This is a genomic window from Escherichia sp. MR (genome assembly GCF_005280595.1).
In the GTDB taxonomy this organism is placed as follows: Bacteria; Pseudomonadota; Gammaproteobacteria; order Enterobacterales; family Enterobacteriaceae; genus Escherichia; species Escherichia ruysiae.
This window is the reverse complement of the sequence record NZ_SZVK01000046.1, coordinates 20,826-34,599: the sequence shown is the minus strand read 5'-3', so window position 1 is coordinate 34,599 and position 13,774 is coordinate 20,826. Positions and strand designations below refer to the sequence as shown.

The 13,774-nt window shown below is 48.0% G+C and carries 15 protein-coding genes and 2 pseudogenes; 8 read left to right on the top strand and 9 right to left on the bottom strand.

Annotated elements, in window-relative coordinates; translation table 11 throughout:
• Positions 1-74: 74 nt before the first annotated feature.
• From ydfJ to FC814_RS17485, 4 genes and pseudogenes are all read right to left on the bottom strand, one after another.
• Positions 75-1,310: pseudogene (ydfJ, locus tag FC814_RS17500) on the bottom strand (MHS family MFS transporter YdfJ); the annotation flags it as partial.
• A gap of 57 nt (positions 1,311-1,367) precedes the next feature.
• On the bottom strand, positions 1,368-2,387 hold the full coding sequence (locus FC814_RS17495) for a Zn-dependent oxidoreductase (RefSeq protein ID WP_000836028.1): 1,020 nt from the start codon (positions 2,385-2,387) through the stop codon (positions 1,368-1,370).
• Between the two features lie 14 nt (positions 2,388-2,401).
• Entirely contained in the window at positions 2,402-3,616 is a 1,215-nt protein-coding gene (gene rspA / locus FC814_RS17490; RefSeq protein ID WP_105280451.1) for a starvation-sensing protein RspA, read from the bottom strand.
• A 216-nt stretch (positions 3,617-3,832) separates the two neighbouring features.
• Positions 3,833-4,159, bottom strand: coding sequence for a YnfA family protein (locus FC814_RS17485; protein ID WP_010346477.1), 327 nt, complete (start codon positions 4,157-4,159; stop codon positions 3,833-3,835).
• A gap of 133 nt (positions 4,160-4,292) precedes the next feature.
• Between FC814_RS17485 and FC814_RS17480 the strand changes: the two genes are divergently transcribed.
• Positions 4,293-4,634, top strand: coding sequence for a DUF1283 family protein (locus FC814_RS17480; protein WP_001027858.1), 342 nt, complete (start codon positions 4,293-4,295; stop codon positions 4,632-4,634).
• 34 nt (positions 4,635-4,668) lie between these two features.
• Positions 4,669-5,229: a spermidine N1-acetyltransferase gene (gene speG / locus FC814_RS17475; RefSeq protein ID WP_000199501.1), complete on the top strand. Its 561-nt coding sequence runs from the start codon at positions 4,669-4,671 to the stop codon at positions 5,227-5,229.
• Positions 5,230-5,231: 2 nt separating this feature from the next.
• On the opposite strand, the gene FC814_RS17470 is transcribed toward speG, so the two are convergent.
• A complete protein-coding gene (locus FC814_RS17470; RefSeq protein ID WP_137326238.1) occupies positions 5,232-5,942 on the bottom strand; it encodes a YnfC family lipoprotein in 711 nt (236 codons plus the stop codon).
• A 106-nt stretch (positions 5,943-6,048) separates the two neighbouring features.
• Between FC814_RS17470 and FC814_RS17465 the strand changes: the two genes are divergently transcribed.
• From FC814_RS17465 to clcB, 4 genes and pseudogenes are all read left to right on the top strand, one after another.
• Complete coding sequence (locus tag FC814_RS17465; RefSeq protein WP_000690952.1) at positions 6,049-6,354, top strand: DUF1161 domain-containing protein; 306 nt, start codon at positions 6,049-6,051, stop codon at positions 6,352-6,354.
• Positions 6,355-6,382: 28 nt separating this feature from the next.
• Positions 6,383-6,521 (top strand): annotated as a pseudogene (locus FC814_RS23270) (dimethylsulfoxide reductase); the annotation flags it as partial.
• Between the two features lie 42 nt (positions 6,522-6,563).
• On the top strand, positions 6,564-7,178 hold the full coding sequence (gene dmsD / locus FC814_RS17455; RefSeq protein ID WP_137326236.1) for a Tat proofreading chaperone DmsD: 615 nt from the start codon (positions 6,564-6,566) through the stop codon (positions 7,176-7,178).
• A 157-nt stretch (positions 7,179-7,335) separates the two neighbouring features.
• Positions 7,336-8,628, top strand: a complete 1,293-nt coding sequence (gene clcB / locus FC814_RS17450) for a voltage-gated ClC-type chloride channel ClcB (RefSeq protein ID WP_071987965.1) — start codon at positions 7,336-7,338, stop codon at positions 8,626-8,628.
• Here clcB and bioD read toward each other — a convergent pair.
• From bioD to FC814_RS17435, 3 genes are all read right to left on the bottom strand, one after another.
• Entirely contained in the window at positions 8,581-9,276 is a 696-nt protein-coding gene (gene bioD / locus FC814_RS17445) for a dethiobiotin synthase (RefSeq protein ID WP_000919217.1), read from the bottom strand. The two genes, clcB and bioD, sit on opposite strands and share 48 nt — an antisense overlap.
• Positions 9,277-9,401: 125 nt before the next feature.
• Complete coding sequence (gene mlc, locus FC814_RS17440; protein ID WP_000225268.1) at positions 9,402-10,622, bottom strand: sugar metabolism global transcriptional regulator Mlc; 1,221 nt, start codon at positions 10,620-10,622, stop codon at positions 9,402-9,404.
• Positions 10,623-10,756: 134 nt separating this feature from the next.
• Entirely contained in the window at positions 10,757-11,650 is an 894-nt protein-coding gene (locus FC814_RS17435) for a LysR family transcriptional regulator (protein WP_105279404.1), read from the bottom strand.
• Positions 11,651-11,756: 106 nt separating this feature from the next.
• On the opposite strand from FC814_RS17435, the gene FC814_RS17430 reads away from it, so the two are divergent.
• Positions 11,757-13,010: an MFS transporter gene (locus FC814_RS17430; protein WP_000091808.1), complete on the top strand. Its 1,254-nt coding sequence runs from the start codon at positions 11,757-11,759 to the stop codon at positions 13,008-13,010.
• A gap of 51 nt (positions 13,011-13,061) precedes the next feature.
• On the opposite strand, the gene FC814_RS23585 is transcribed toward FC814_RS17430, so the two are convergent.
• Positions 13,062-13,166 (bottom strand): KPN_01571 family protein, encoded by a 105-nt coding sequence (locus FC814_RS23585; protein ID WP_212592170.1) that lies wholly within the window; start codon positions 13,164-13,166, stop codon positions 13,062-13,064.
• 269 nt (positions 13,167-13,435) lie between these two features.
• Between FC814_RS23585 and asr the strand changes: the two genes are divergently transcribed.
• A complete protein-coding gene (gene asr / locus FC814_RS17425; protein ID WP_000756321.1) occupies positions 13,436-13,744 on the top strand; it encodes an acid resistance repetitive basic protein Asr in 309 nt (102 codons plus the stop codon).
• Positions 13,745-13,774 lie beyond the last annotated feature (30 nt).

Genomic DNA, 13,774 nt, shown 5'->3' with positions numbered 1-13,774 from the left:
CTGATAGAAACAGAAGCCACTGGAGCACCTCAAAAACACCATCATACACTAAATCAGTAAGTTGGCAGCATCACCGCCATAATCATTATTGCAATCGGATACCAGGATCCTGTCATGTTACAGAAAATACCGGCCAGAATAGGACCAAACCCTGAAGCGATAAGACCACCAATTTCTTTAGATATTGCCATTCGGGTAAAGCGGTTTTTACAGCCGAACATCTCTGCCATGGTAATGTTTTCCAGGGCAAATAATCCCAACACCGCACAGTTGTGAATCACAATGAGAGCAATCATGATGGTGCCCGGTGCATAGCTTTTATCTACAATGATAGAAAGCATTGGCCACGCCAGGACAATAGCTGAAGTATTCATAATGATATAAGGAATACGACGGCCAATTTTATCGGATAACCAACCGAGGAAAGGAATCGTCATAAAACCGATAATAGAACTGATCATTAATGCATCTGTGGGAATTGCTTTATTAAACAGCAAAGTTTGCACTAAATAACCAGCAAGGAAAGTTTGAATCAGACCTGAGTTTCCTGCCTGTCCAAAACGCAGACTTGTTGCCAGCCAGAAGGATTTGCTCTGGAACATGCTACCGACAGGTGCAGGTTTTGCTGTAGGTTGGTTGCTGTCGTTAACCTTCTCAAAAACCGGGCTTTCTTTCAGGTTCATTCGCAACCAGATAGCAAAGACCATCACGACAACGCTCGCCAGGAACGGTATACGCCATCCCCATGCCAGCAGTTCTTCTTTACTAAGAATAAAGAACATAAAGGCCCAGATTGCCGTTGCGCTCAAGGTTCCGCAGTTAGTACCCATAGCCACAAATGAGGAGATAATTCCGTGCTTACCTTTCGGCGCATATTCCGCCAGCATCGTACCGGCACCGGAAATTTCCGCACCTGCCCCCAGCCCCTGAATAATACGCAACGTCACCAGCAAGATTGGCGCAAAAACACCAATCTGCGCATAGGTCGGCAACACACCAATTAAGGTAGTACAGATCCCCATCATGGTGATGGTAATAAAGAGCACTTTTTTACGCCCTATTCTGTCGCCCATTTTGCCGAAAATAAATGCTCCGACAATACGTGCAACATAACCAGCACCGTAAGTTCCCATTGCCAGAATTAACGCCATTGCGGTTGACGATTCCGGAAAAAATATTTCATGGAATACTAACGCTGCACCGAGCGAGTATAACTGAAAATCCATAAATTCAAGTGCCGTACCTAACCATCCTGATACCGCTGCCTTCACTAAATCCTTAGTGCTTCTTTCATGTTTATCTATTGTCATAATTGTTATCTCTAAATAAGAGGTAAGATGCGTAATGCTTATTCGCTATTATTGGTATTATTCAGAAAATGTGAGTAAAACTTTGCAACAATGCTTTTGATCCTTTTCAAATAATGAAATGGCATCAGCAACATGCAGATAATCAAATGTATGGGTAATTAATTTATCAGGATTAATTAACCCTTTGCTTAACCAGTCGATAACTACCGGGAATTTATTGGCATTTAACCGGGAAGAAAAAATAGAGAGTTCCTTGCCGGTAATTCCCTGCTGAATGACTTCAGACGGTTCACTGGAGAAGCCCATTAACACAATTCGTGCCGCCGGAGAAGCCAGCATAACCGCTTCTTTCAAAATGGAAGGATGGCAAGCAGCATCAATAATTAATGTTGGTTTGATTCCCTTTTCAGCGAATATTTCGCCAAGCGATGTCTGGCTGTTATTAATCGCCCAGTCTGCCCCGCTCTCTTTCGCTTTATCCAGTCGTTCATCAATACGATCGGCGACAATCACATTTTTAACGTTATAAACACCTTTCAATACCTGAACGATAGTCAGACCAATCGGGCCGGCACCATAAACCAGCACGGTGTCATCTTCAGTCGGCTGACCGTGTCCAGTAACGTTCGCCGCAATGGTAAAAGGTTCGATCATTACAGCGAACTGATCAGCCACCCCATCGGGAATTTTCCACGCATTCTTCGCCGGAACGACTGCATATTCGCTAAAACCGCCATCAGCGTGAACACCTAATACAGCTAAAGTTGTGCAAACGTTGGGTTTACCCATTGAGCATGGATAACAATGTCCGCAGCTGACTACGGGATCTACCGCAACACGTTCGCCAACTCTGGCGTTATCCACACCTTCACCTACGGCATCAATCACACCAAAAAATTCGTGACCAATGACACGCGGATATTTCGCAAACGGATTATGACCGCGATAAATGTGACTATCCGATCCACAAATTCCCGCGAGTTTCACTTTTACTCGTACTTCACCCACTGCCGGGGTCGGAATTTCACGTTCGATAATCGCCAGTTGATTCGGTTTTTCAATTAAAATACTTTTCATTATTGTATGACTCCTTACCAGTTCCATAGCGTGCCATCTTCCAGACGTGCGACTGGTAGATAGGCAGGTTCGTAGGGATATTTTGCCGCCAGCTTTTCATCGAATTCGATGCCAATGCCTGGCTTATCACCAGGATGCATATAGCCGTTATCGAAGCTCCAGTTGTGCGGGAAGACTTCAAGCATTTGTTCTGAATAGCCCATATACTCCTGGACGCCGAAATTCGGCACCCACAGGTCAAAGTGCAACGCCGCAGCCATGCAGACTGGCGACAAATCGGAAGGACCATGTGAACCAGTACGTACCTGGTAAAGCGAAGCAAAATCGGCAATTCTGCGCATACCTGTGATGCCGCCAGCGTGGGTCAGCGTTGTACGGATATAGTCGATGAGTTGTTCTTCAATCAGCTGTTTGCAGTCCCAGATGCTGTTAAAGACTTCACCCACCGCAATTGGCGTTACGGTATGTTGGCGAATGAGTCGGAAGCATTCCTGGTTTTCTGCGGGTGTCGGATCTTCCATCCAGAACAGGCGATAATCTTCAATACTTTTGCCAAAGCGTGCCGCCTCAATGGGTGTTAAACGATGGTGCATGTCATGCAGTACATGCTCATTAAAGCCAAACTTATTGCGCACTGCGTCGAACAGTTTTGGCATAAAGTCGAGATATTTTTCCGTTGACCACAACTGCTCTTCTGGCCACTGCCCTTTGGTCGCGGGTTCATAAGCCAGCCCTTTTCCTTTGGACATACCGTAAGTCGTTTTCATACCGGGAATACCGCACTGCACGCGGATAGCTTTGAATCCCAGTTCTTGATGGCGAGCGTAATCATCCAGTGCTTCATCAACACTGTGACCGGTGGTATGACAATAGACCATTACGCCTTCACGGGAAGCCCCACCTAACAGTTGGTAAAGCGGCATGTTTGCGGCTTTGGCTTTAATGTCCCACAGCGCCATATCAACAGCGGAAATAGCCGACATGGTGACAGGGCCGCGACGCCAGTAAGCGCCTTTATAGAAAAACTGCCAGATATCTTCGATACGATGGGCATCGCGGCCTATAAGTTGCGGACAGATATGATCCTGCAAATAGGACGCAACGGAAAGTTCGCGCCCGTTCAGAGTGGCATCACCAAGACCGGTAATACCGTCCTCGGTGGTGATTTTTAAGGTGACGAAATTACGTCCCGGACAGGTAACAAAAACTTCAGCCCCTACGATCTTCATGTTCTATTCCTTGCATCGCTTGTCGTGATGCATGAAATCTACGCAACTGAGCTACTACCATACAAGCATTAAGATCAAGAAAAGCCAGAGCGATCACAAAAAAAGGCGCATATTTGCGCCGTGAATAGTTCTAAAAACAGTCAAACTTTATTGTTTTTTCGGGGATCGACTAGTGCGTATATTATTGATAACAAAACATGAGTTATATCAGATAAGTCAGGCGCGTCCCCAGCCAGCAACAATAATCAACATGCCGAAAAGTGCAATTATCGCTCCCGTCCAGTCGTAGAGACTGAGCTTCACTCCATCCACAACCCGCAGCCACAGGAGCGCCGTACAGACATAAACACCGCCATATGCTGCATAAACTCGCCCACTTGCTGCTGGATGCAACGTTAACAGCCAGACGAAAAGCGCCAGGGAAATTCCCGCCGGAACCAACAACCAGACACTGGCATTCCGTTTCAGCCACAGCCAGGGCAAAAAACAACCAATGATTTCACACAAAGCGGTAGCAAAAAACAGTAACGTTGTTTTAATCATCTTTGTCACTCATTGACATCATGTATATTTATAGGACGACATAATATCATCAACATAGACATCCTCTGGTACGTTTCGCGTTCACAGTGGATCGTGTAAAATCGCCCTTAATCATTCATGTAAGGAATAGATCATGAATATCACTCTCTGCAAAAAACTCAGCCTGCTCGCTTTTCTGCTGCCTTGCGCACTGGCATTTAGCGCAACTACCCATGCAGAAACCAACAAACTGGTGATTGAATCTGGCGACAGCGCACAGAGTCGCCAGCAGGCAGCAATGGAAAAAGAGCAATGGAATGACACGCGTAATCTGCGTCAAAAAATCAACAAACGCACCGAGAAAGAATGGGATAAAGCCGACGCCGCATTTGATAACCGCGATAAATGCGAGCAGAGTGCCAACATTAATGCCTACTGGGAGCCGAATACTTTACGCTGCCTGGATCGTCGTACTGGTCGCGTAATCATCCCCTAACCTGTTATTGATATAAGGAATGTAAGGACACGTTATGACTAGCGCCCACAGTGTTAAGCTACGTCCGCTGGAGCGTGAAGATTTACGCTATGTGCATCAACTCGACAATAACGCCAGCGTGATGCGTTACTGGTTTGAGGAGCCCTACGAAGCCTTCGTTGAACTCTCTGATCTGTACGATAAACATATTCACGATCAGAGTGAACGTCGTTTCGTCGTGGAATGTGATGGCGAAAAGGCAGGTCTGGTGGAACTGGTAGAAATTAACCACGTCCATCGCCGCGCAGAATTTCAGATAATCATCTCCCCGGAATACCAAGGTAAAGGTCTGGCAACCCGCGCCGCGAAATTAGCGATGGATTATGGTTTCACTGTTCTTAATCTTTATAAGCTTTATCTGATTGTTGATAAAGAGAATGAGAAAGCGATTCATATATATCGTAAGCTCGGTTTTACGGTCGAAGGTGAACTGATGCATGAATTCTTTATTAACGGTCAATATCGTAATGCCATTCGCATGTGCATATTCCAGCATCAGTATCTGGCGGAACATAAAACGCAAGGGCAAACTCTACTAAAACCGACCGCGCAATAGTATTAATAATAATCAATGGTATTTTTGATGGTGTAAACCCGTTCGACGGCGGGTTTTACTCCCTCATCCACAATGATTAATTGGCAGTCCACTGGATTCGCGTGGCTGTCATATTCACAAGTCTGTCTGACATTACCAACCTGTTGATTATTCAGTAAAGTAATTGCCGTATAATCCAGTTTTTTGATCGGGTCCGTTGATGGCGTGGCGCTGACAGATAACGTTTTGTCGTTACTTTTCGTCGTTTTCCCCAGCGGATAACCCTGATCATCATAGTGATATTCCATCTGCATCTGTTTGCTGCTGGCCTTAACCACGAAACCATTATCATCAGTTTCCCAACTTACACCGGCAGAAGGTAATTCTGCTAACTGGCATTTTCCCTGTAGACGTACTCTTTTCTCCAGCGTCTGTGCATCCCGATAATAATTTGCATCCAACACCAGGGTAATCACGGTATTATTTTCCAGATCCAGTAATTCGAGGGAATCAAAACAGCCCTCTTCCGATAAATTCCCCGAAACACGTTTCGTGATTTCCCCTTGCTCATTCATTAACGTCTGAGTGAAATCTTTAACCGGCCCACGCAGCGGGTCAAAATCAAATTCATTAGAGAAACTGGCCATTTCTGGCGTTAATGAAAGAGTTACCTCTGTACGGTCACATCCTGTGAGTATTATCGCAAGCAAACATGGCAGTAATTTGTAATTCACATCAATCACCAGACAGTAGAGATGATTCTCAATCATAGTAGTAAATACAGTAATTTACACGTGAAATGCTATGCTTATTTAGTAATATTCATGTAAGGAGCCAATGATGAAAATCATAGCCTGCAGTGCCGCACTTCTGCTCACCCTGGCCTCATCCACAGTGCTCGCCGCGTCGGATTCATGTGAGCGCATAAAAAGTGATATTTCACAGCGTATTATCAATAACGGCGTACCAGAAAGTGGCTTCACTTTAAGTATTGTGCCGAATGATCAGGTCGACCAGCCTGATTCACAGGTCGTCGGGCATTGCGCTAACGACACGCATAAAATTCTCTACACCCGCACCACCAGCGGTAATGTTTCTGCCCACACCCAGCCAACCCATGATAATGAGCCTGCGGAATCGCATTAATAAACCTGTGACTGCCTGATACGATGCTTACGCATCATATCAGGCATGCCGTGTGGTATTGTTATGCGCAGGCAGTGTCCGCTAGCTGGGACACCTGCGGTGAGATGATCGGGCGTGCGCTCGTTTATGGCCTGCACATGACGTCCGGAATGACCATCGCAGGTTAACAAATTGGTGCGGGATAAACCGCACGTTTCAGGATGATAGGAATGACGCATTTCTCACAACAAGATAATTTTTCTGTCGCGGCGCGCGTGCTGGGCGCGCTGTTTTATTACGCTCCTGAGAGTAAAGAAGCCTCTCCACTGGTTTCTGCGCTAACCAGTGACGATTGGGTCACCCAGTGGCCTTTATCACAAACGTCATTAGCGCCGCTGGCAACGGCTTTTAGGGAAGAATGTGAAGAGTCGCGTACTCAGGCCTGGCAACGATTATTTGTCGGGCCGTGGGCGCTACCCTCTCCTCCGTGGGGATCTGTCTGGCTGGATCGCGAATCGGTGCTGTTTGGCGATTCTACTTTGGCGCTTCGTCAATGGATGCGCGAAAAAGGCATTCAGTTTGAAATGAAACAAAACGAACCGGAAGATCATTTTGGTTCGCTGCTGTTGATGGCAGCATGGCTGGCAGAGAACGGTCGTCAGACCGAGTGCGAAGAGTTGTTGGCCTGGCATCTTTTACCGTGGTCAACACGCTTTCTTGAGGTGTTTATCGAGAAGGCGGAACACCCTTTTTATCGCACGCTCGGTGAGCTGGCTCGTTTAACGCTGACACAATGGCAGTCACAGTTGCTGATTCCTGTCGCGGTAAAACCCCTGTTTCGCTGAATAATCCTGAGTAAGACCGAAGGGCGTAAACTGCACGCCTTTCGGCTCCAGTAAGTGACAACGTCACGCTTAATACCACATAAAGCACGCACAGCTTTTGCGCCAGGCTTCTTTTCCCGCAAAATAGAGACCCGTGTTTAATTTGCCGTTTCTGCTCATGCAACATCTACATGTCTACCCGGATCTGCGCACCATGTTCCGCCGCCTGCTTATCGCAATGGTCGTAGGCATTCTGGCGGCCTTTGCCGTTGCAGGGTTTCGTCATGCGATGCTGCTACTGGAGTGGCTGTTCCTCAATAATGACTCCGGCAGTCTGGTCAATGCAGCAACGAACCTTTCTCCGTGGCGTCGGCTGCTAACGCCGGCGCTCGGCGGACTGGCGGCTGGTTTGTTGCTGATGGGTTGGCAGAAACTCACTCAACAACGCCCCCATGCGCCTACCGATTATATGGAGGCGTTACAAACCGATGGGCAGTTTGATTACGCCACCAGTCTGATTAAATCCTTCGCTTCTTTGCTGGTGGTGACCAGCGGCAGCGCCATTGGTCGTGAAGGTGCGATGATCCTGTTGGCGGCACTTGCTGCATCCTGGTTTGCCCAACGTTTTACCCCACGCGAAGAGTGGAAATTGTGGATTGCCTGTGGCGCGGCTGCGGGGATGGCAGCAGCCTATCGCGCCCCACTTGCCGGGAGTTTATTTATTGCCGAAGTATTGTTTGGCACCATGATGCTGGCCTCCCTTGCACCAGTAGTAATCTCTGCCGTAGTGGCATTGCTTATTAGCAATCTTCTTAATCACAGCAATGCTTTGCTCTACAGCGTGCAACTCTCCATGATGATTCAGGCTCGTGACTATGCACTGATTATCAGTACAGGCGTGCTGATGGGTTTGTGCGGTCCATTGTTTTTAAAGCTAATGAACGCCAGTCATCAGGGTTTTATTAATCTAAAACTTGCACCGCCCTGGCAACTGGCATTGGGAGGGTTAATCGTGGGTCTGCTTTCCCTGCTCACTCCTGCCGTGTGGGGCAACGGCTATAGTACGGTGCAATCCTTTTTAACAGCCCCGCCACTGTTTATGGGCATTGCCGTGATCTTCCTCTGCAAGCTAGTTGCCGTGCTGGCCAGCAGTGGTTCCGGCGCGCCTGGGGGCGTGTTTACGCCGACCTTATTTATCGGACTGGCAATTGGCATGTTGTATGCCCGGAGCCTGGGGTTATGGTTTACTGACAGTGAAGGAATTACGCTTTTACTTGGGCTAACCGGGATGGCAACACTACTGGCTGCGACTACACATGCGCCCATTATGTCGACACTGATGATATGTGAAATGACCGGGGAGTATCAGCTACTCCCCGGTTTATTGATTGCTTGTGTGATTGCGTCAGTAATGTCGCGGACGTTACATCGTGACTCTATCTACCGCCAGCACACTACGCAGCATGGATAAGCGGATATATTGCCCCAGTTCACGCTGTTCTGCGCGAGGCAGATAAGGAAGCTCACCAATAAGCGGTGCCGGGAGTTTTTTACCCAATACATCAATGATTTCAGCGTAATGTGCTAACCCTGGGTTGATACGGTTAGCCACCCAGCCAATCAGCGGCAGTCCGTCGTTGGCAATCGCCTGTGCGGTCAGAAGCGCATGGTTAATACAACCTTCCTGAATACCTACCACCATCAACACGGGTAGCTGCTCCTGAACCACCCATTCAGAGAGCGGACGCAGGTCATTCATCAGGCTACGCCAGCCACCAGTACCTTCAACAACCACATGGTCGACTTTATCAGTCAGATTAGCCAGGCCATTTGAAATAAGGGTGTAATTGATCGGGCAACTGTGCGCCACACTGCTTTCTTCTTCGCTTAACGCTATGGGATTGACTGCTTCATAAGGCAGTTCAATTGATGAAACACTCTGCAACACCAGGGCATCTTTATTACGTAGCCCATCAGGTGTCTCTTTGCTCCCCTTCGCCACGGGTTTATACCCCGCAACCGTTTTTCCCTGGGAGGCTAACGCTTGTAGCAATGCGCGGGAAACCACTGTTTTCCCCACAGAAGTGTCTGTACCTGTTATAAAGAAACGCTTCAGCATCACTAACTCCACCGTTATGCTTCACAAATATAAGCCAGGAAAATAATTCAACTTTGGAAGTCTAAGTTATGCGTTCCTGGCTCAATTTGAGATAGCGCAAATTTTGGTAGAACAGTTAAAAAATGTTAACCCTGCAACAGACGAATCAACAAAGAACCGTTATACATCGCGTCTTTTACCAACGCCGCCCCCGCCATCGTCCCCTGATTAGAGAACTGGGTGCTCTCGACGCTAATATGCTGGCTGTAGGCGGGAAGCGCCTGCTGACGGATACTGTCAGAAATTACAGGGAACAGGATCTCTGCAGCTTTGCTTAGCGGCGAACCAATCAGTATTTTTTGTGGGTTGAATAAATTCACCATAATGGCAAGAATTCGCCCGACGTGCGTCCCCACGCCAGTAATAATATCTTTTGCCAGCAGATCGCCCTGCAACGCAGCCAGACACAATGAATCCACAGTTAATGGCTGCCCATGTAACATCGAACTCATAGATTGATTCAAACGTAATTGTGCAAGCTCAAGAATACTATCAACACTAGCAATGGTTTCCAGGCAGCCGTGGTTACCGCAATAACAGCGTTTCCCGTAGGGATCGACCTGAGTGTGACCAATTTCCACAAGGCTACTGCTTCCCGCGTGTAGCAAATGACCATCGGTAATCACACCAGCACCCACGTTGTGATCAATCACCACCTGAATCACATCGCGTGCTCCGCGTGATGCGCCGAACAAGGCCTCAGCCATCGTCCATGCGCTAATATCATGCTGAATATAAACCGGTACACCGGTGTGCTGCTCCAGTACTTCGCCGAGCGGCATCTCTTTTACGTCCTCATAGAACGGCATACGATGCACAATGCCATTTTCCGTATCAATAATTCCCGGCAAGGTTATGGCAATCGAAGTTAGACGCTCCAGTTTTTTCTGATGGCGGATAAAAAACTGATCAATATGATTAATGATGCGATCCAGCAGTGGCGAGTCATCTTTCAACGCCAGCTCCTGCGACTCTTCCACCACCAGTTTGCTGCTCAGATCGCGCAGGGCAAGGAAAATCTCCCCGCGACTAATGCGCAAAGAAAGATAGTGCCAGGCTTCGGTTTCAACCACTAGCCCCACCGCTGGACGACCACGGTTCCCCGCTTCTTTAATTTCCAGCTCTTGCACCAGGTGCGCTTCGAGCATTTCACGGACAATTTTGGTGATACTGGCTGGCGCCAGTTGCGCCAGCCGGGAAAGATCGATACGCGAAACTGGACCAAGCTGATCAATCAGGCGGTAAACCGCGCCCGCGTTGGTCTGCTTTATTTGATCAATGTGCCCAGGCTGGTTTTCAGCAACCACCGCATACTCCCTATATTTTCGCGCTCCGAAATAATCTGTAGGTTATGGTGAAGTACTTCAATATGCGTCGTCAAATTTTTACTTCGTCATGTGATTGACAGCACATTTTTCGGTTTTTTTTGCTGAATTATCCCTCACCGGAGTGCATTCATCAGCTGAATACGAAAGTTTCGCGCTGCCGGGCTTTGTTCACGATGCTTTGGCCAAACCAGCCACATTTCAGAAACCGCATCCTCTTCAGCAATAGGTAACCAGCGCATTTCATTGAGTTGGACACGTTTAAAAGAGGCGGGCAAAATCGAAACACCAAGACCGGCGGAAACCAGACCGATGATCGTCATCGCCTCGCCCACTTCCTGGGTGATGACCGGAGTCAGATTATAACGCCGCATCAGGCCAATAATGTCGTCATACAGCCCTGTCCCTACGTGCGGATCAAAAAAAACAAACGGTTCTTTTGCCAGTTCCGCCAGCGTTACCTTCGGTTTATTTGCCAAAGGATGATCGTGCGGGATCATCGCCATAAGCGGTTCATGCACAATAACCGCGTGATCCAGCGTCTCCGGCAACACGGTGTTTCGTAACAACCCCATATCGAGCGTCCCTTCGGTAAGAGGGTCTATTTGCTCGCGAGTATTCATCTCACGCGTCTGCAAATGGACATCAGGAAATTCACAGCGAAATAGCGATAAGGTATCAGACACTGCGCGAATAAAGGGTGCCGACGAGGTAAAGCCAATGCGTAACTCTCCCGCTTCTCCCTGATGCAGACGCTCAGCGCGAGCGGCTGCGTCATCCACCATAGACAGGATTTGCCGACTATCAGCAAGGAACTGCTTTCCTGCTGCCGTAAGCAGCACGCTGCGGTTGGTTCGTGCCAACAGTCGCGCGCCAATTTGTTGCTCCAGAGCCTGAATCTGCTGACTTAGCGGCGGTTGCGAAATGTTCAGGCGGGCAGCCGCGCGTCCAAAATGCAGCTCTTCCGCAACGGCAACAAAGTACCGGAGGTGACGCAATTCAATATTCATATCTTAAACATCTTATTTGAGATTATTAATATATTAGACATAACAATTCGATTTTCCTACTCTATTCCTAATCCCACATCACGGGCATAATTAGCAAGGATTTCAAGTGAGTCGTACTACAACTGTTGATGGCGCTCCGGCAAGCGACACTGACGAGCAACCCCTTTCCCAGCCAAACGAATTCATTAAACGCGGTACACCGCAATTTATGCGTGTCACCCTGGCGCTATTCTCTGCCGGGCTGGCAACCTTCGCGCTTCTCTATTGCGTGCAACCTATTCTTCCGGTGCTTTCGCAAGAATTTGGCTTAACGCCTGCTAACAGTAGTATTTCACTGTCCATTTCAACGGCGATGTTAGCTATCGGTTTGCTGTTTACTGGCCCGCTATCCGATGCCATTGGTCGCAAGCCAGTGATGGTGACGGCGCTACTGTTGGCCTCCATCTGTACGTTACTTTCGACAATGATGACCAGCTGGCACGGCATTTTGATTATGCGCGCCTTGATTGGCCTGTCGTTAAGTGGTGTAGCTGCTGTTGGTATGACCTACCTTAGCGAAGAGATCCACCCCAGTTTTGTGGCCTTTTCAATGGGACTGTATATCAGCGGCAACTCGATTGGCGGCATGAGCGGGCGCTTAATCAGCGGTGTATTTACTGACTTCTTTAACTGGCGAATTGCGCTGGCGGCTATCGGCTGTTTCGCCCTGACCTCGGCGTTAATGTTCTGGAAAATTCTCCCGGAATCACGTCATTTCCGTCCTTCTTCGCTGCGCCCAAAAACACTGTTTATTAACTTCCGTCTGCACTGGCGCGATCGGGGACTCCCCTTATTATTCGTCGAAGGTTTTTTGCTGATGGGCTCATTCGTAACGCTGTTTAATTACATCGGCTATCGGTTGATGCTCTCCCCATGGCATGTTAGCCAGGCAGTGGTTGGGTTATTATCGCTGGTCTATTTGACAGGCACCTGGAGTTCGCCAAAAGCAGGCACCATGACTACCCGCTTCGGTCGTGGCCCGGTGATGTTATTTTCGACAGGTGTTATGCTTTTGGGTCTTATCCTGACATTGTTCAGCTCACTTTGGCTCATTTTTATCGGTATGATGCTTTTCTCAAGCGGATTTTTTGCCGCTCATTCTGTTGCCAGTAGCTGGATTGGCCCTCGTGCTAAACGCGCCAAAGGCCAGGCTTCCTCGCTTTATCTATTCTGTTACTACCTGGGTTCAAGCATTGCCGGAACATTAGGTGGCGTCTTCTGGCATAACTATGGCTGGAACGGCGTCGGTGCATTTATTGCCCTGATGCTGGTGGTCGCTATTCTGGTCGGAACACGTTTACATCATCGGCTGCACGCCTGAAAAAATAAGTCCGGACGATGTGTTAAATTTCTGTCCGGACTTATTGCTTGCTCAACTCAACGTTAATAACCACCCCAAAATAGACGAAGCGCCTGCCATTTCTCGCAGAGCATCTAACGTCATCAGGATAATAAATACCCAAATTAGCGGATTCATTTTGCTGTGTGTCATTTATTGCAAATACACAGTGATTCTACCAATTTATAGGTAGTGAAAAAGTTAAGTATTTCAATACTACCGATATTGGTGGGAAATTCGCCTTACATCACAATGCGTTATTATTTCCTTCGTCATCGTTATCCGCTTTGTACATATCGTTACATGCCGAAACCAACCACTCACGGAAACCTGTCACTTCCAGAGATATAGTCATGACATCGGCCCCGCAGTGGGGTTGCATAAAAAACAAAATTGAGGGTATGACAATGAAAAAAGTATTAGCTCTGGTGGTTGCCGCTACTATGGGTCTCTCTTCTGTCGCATTTGCTGCAGAAACTGCGACCACGCCTGCTCCGACTGCTACAGTCACCAAAGCAGCGGCTGCAAAAACAACGCATCATAAAAAACAGCATAAAGCGGCGCCTGCCCAAAAAGCGCAGGCGGCTAAAAAGCATCATAAAAAAGCGAAAAATGAACAGAAAGCGCCTGAGCAAAAAGCACAGGCAGCCAAAAAGCACAGCAAAAAACACAGCCAGCAGCAATCTGCAAAACCAGTTGTACAACCAGCCGCGTAAGTTTTCGGCAGTAATAATGGCGCGCCCCCT